The sequence below is a fragment of the Streptomyces acidicola genome (assembly GCF_009377235.1).
Lineage (GTDB): Bacteria > Actinomycetota > Actinomycetes > Streptomycetales > Streptomycetaceae > Streptomyces > Streptomyces acidicola.
The window spans coordinates 1-3,140 of sequence record NZ_VMNX01000455.1 but is presented as its reverse complement, the minus strand read 5'-3'; the positions used below and the strand labels follow the sequence as shown (position 1 = coordinate 3,140).

2 protein-coding genes are annotated in these 3,140 nt (G+C 67.0%); one reads left to right on the top strand and one right to left on the bottom strand.

Translation table 11 applies throughout. The annotated features are described in order from the left end of the window. Positions 1 to 896: SidA/IucD/PvdA family monooxygenase (locus tag FPZ41_RS45870; RefSeq protein ID WP_152870769.1), on the top strand; the 896-nt coding region annotated here is incomplete at its 5' end. A 190-nt stretch (positions 897 to 1,086) separates the two neighbouring features. On the opposite strand, the gene FPZ41_RS45865 is transcribed toward FPZ41_RS45870, so the two are convergent. Next, on the bottom strand, positions 1,087 to 2,892 hold the full coding sequence (locus tag FPZ41_RS45865; protein ID WP_152870767.1) for a bifunctional metallophosphatase/5'-nucleotidase: 1,806 nt from the start codon (positions 2,890 to 2,892) through the stop codon (positions 1,087 to 1,089). Positions 2,893 to 3,140: the final 248 nt, after the last annotated feature.

Sequence of the window (3,140 nt, the reverse complement as noted above, 5' to 3'; positions counted from 1 at the left end):
CCCTCATCCCCCTCGTCGACGCCCCCGGCGTGCCCGTCATCCACGCCGCGGACTACCTCGACGAACGCGACCGCCTCCTCGCCGCCGGCCACATCACCGTCATCGGCGCGGGCCAGTCCGGCGCCGAGATCTTCCTCGACCTGCTCCGAACCCGCCCCGAAGGCCGCGAACGGATCCACTGGCTGGCACGCACCGAGGCATTCGCACCCATGGAGTACTCCAAGCTCGGCCTGGAACACTTCACACCCGACTACACCCGCTACTTCCACGCCCTCACCGAACCGACGCGCGACCGCCTCGTCGCCACCCAGTGGCAACTCCACAAGGGCATCGCGGCCCCCACCCTGGCCGCCATCCACGAGGAGCTCTACCACCGCACCCTGCACGGCGGCTGGCCCGACGCCGTCCTCACACCCGGAGTCCTGGTCCGCACCGCCGGCCGGCTCTCCTCAACCCAGATCGAACTCCACCTGGAACACCTCCAGCAGGGCACCCGCTCCCGCCTCACCACCGACGCCGTCGTCCTCGCCACCGGCTACCGCGAACGCCCCGTCGACCGCATCCTCGCCGGCCTCGACCCGTACATGCGCCGCGACAACTCCGAGCGACCCCGCGTCGACGACCGCTTCCGCCTCATTCTCGACCCCTCGATCACCGGCTCCGGCTGCCACATCTACGTACAGAACGCGGCACTCCACGCCCACGGCGTCGGCACCCCCGACCTCGGCCTCGCCGCCTGGCGCAGCGCCACCATCCTGAACACCCTCACCGGCAAGGAACCGTATCCGCTGCCCGACCGCACGGCCTTCACCACCTTCGGCCTCACCCCACGGCAGCCACAGGTCCCGCCCGCACACCAGGAACGGACCCTCACCCCACTCACCGACCACAAATAACCGAACGAGGCGCCCGGCCACACCGGACGCCCCCCGTCCACGACGCCGGCACGAAAACCCTCGCCGACGCCGTGGACCTGAAACACCTGAAGCCCCAGAAGCCCGGAGCCGCAGAAGACCGCAGCTCGAGAAAACCGCAGCTCCAGAAAACCGAAACCCTGGGAGACCGAATCCCTAAAAGACCGAAACCCTAGAAGACCGGCGTGCCGTCCCGCGTCAGCTTCCAGTCCACCGCCGCGAACTCGGCCGGATCGATGGACCCCTTCGCCTTCACCCAGGCGATCATGATGTTGCGGATCTCGTCCGAGTTCGCCCACAACTGCTTGGCCCCGGCGACATGCGGGAAGTTGCCACCACCGTTCGCCCGGTAGTTGTTCACCGCGAACACGAACTGCTGCGCGTCGTCCAGCGGCGCACCCTCGAACCGCACATTCGTGATGCGCGACCCGGCCGGCTTGGCGATGTCGATCTCGTACGTCAAGCCGCTGACCACGTCATAGTTGTAGTCCGGCGTGTTGTTCGCGTTCGTCAGCTTCGCCGGGTCCACCGCCGCACCCGCGGCCGTCTGCACGAAGTAGTTCGCCGAGAACTCCAGGTACGCCTTCATCTGCGCACCCGTCATCAGACGCGCCTCCAGCGTGTTCTCGTACACGTACAGACCCGCCACATCCCGAATGGTGACCTCGCCCGCCGGGATGACCGCACTGCGCGAGAACGCCGCGGCCTGCGACAACACCGGCAACGCGGCATACTCCGTGCCCGCCAGCGCCTGCTTCACCGTGTCGGCCTGGATGTGGTTGATCAGGTCGATGATCGGCACATCCTTGTACGGCGCCTCGACCGACCTCATCTCGACGGCGTTCGTACCGACGACCTGGTTGACGTAGGCCACGACCTTCTCGTGCTCGTCGCCGAGCAGCTTCGTGATCTTCGGGTCCTCCTCCACCGTGTTGGAGTTCAGGACCTGCGCGCCCGCCTTCTCGACCTTCCAGCGGCCCTTCTCCCAGACCAGCTCGAAGTCGAACAGCGTCAGACGCTGACCCCACTTCAGCGGCTCGGACAGCAGGACCTGCTTGCCGGTCTCCTTGTTGGTGACGAAGTACTCGGGGATCTCCGCGTGCGCATGGCCCACCAGGATCGCGTCGATACCCGGCACCTGCTCCGCCACCAGCCCCGCCGCGTTCTCGACGTACGGCAGCTGGTCACCGTAGGACGACGTACCCGACGACCCGCTGTGCGCCGACACGATGACCACGTCCGCGCCCATCGAGCGCAACTTCGGCACCCACTTCGCGGCCTGCTCCTCCAGACCCGGGAACGTCATCTTGCCCTGCACGTTCGCCTTGTCCCAGATCGCGATACCCGGATTGGTGAGACCGAGCACCGCCACCTTCACCTCACGACCGAACGGCGTACGCAGCCGGTGCATGCTGTACGGCGCGAAAGCGGGCCGCAGTGTCTTCGCGTCCAGCGCGTTGGCGCCGAGCAGCGGGAAACGGCACTGCTCCTCGAACTTCCGCAGCACCGGAATGCCGTAGTTGAACTCGTGGTTGCCGAGCGCCGCCGCGTCATAACCGATCGCGTTCATGGCCTGCGCCATCGGATGCACCGGTCCGCCCTTGGCGGTGATCGGGTCGACCTTGGCGTAGTAGTACGACAGCTGGGTGCCCTGGATGGTGTCGCCCGCGTCGATGAGGAGCGTGTTGCCGCGGCCCTTCTCCGCGCGCACCTGGTTCACCAGCGTGGAGATCTTCGCGAGACCGATGTCGTTGTGCGCCTTGTCGTCGAACTCGGCGTCCGTGAAGTAGTCCCAGTTGAACACGTTGCCGTGCAGGTCCGTCGTACCCAGCACGGTGAACACGTACCGCTGCGGCCGCGAGCCCCCACCCTGCGCCTGCGCCGCCTGGGCGCCCGGCGCGGCGACCGCGCCGGTCAGCGCTACGCCCGCTCCGGTCACGGCGGACTTCTTCAGGAACTTCCGGCGATTCAACGGCATGACGGGTACTCCTCGGAGGGGAAGAACTCAGGGCCAGAAAACTGGACCTACTGCAACAACTCGCGTAGATAACGCGCGTAGATTCTGGCCCGGTCGAGATGGCGGCAACAGTCCTTCCAGGTTGCGATCTGGTGACCGGTGCCCCTCCCAACCGGGTCACGAGTGACAGAGTGGGACGTATGACCGCCACACCCGAAGAACCCCCGACCCCCACACCGGACGAACACCGGCCCGCCGCCGTCCCCTAC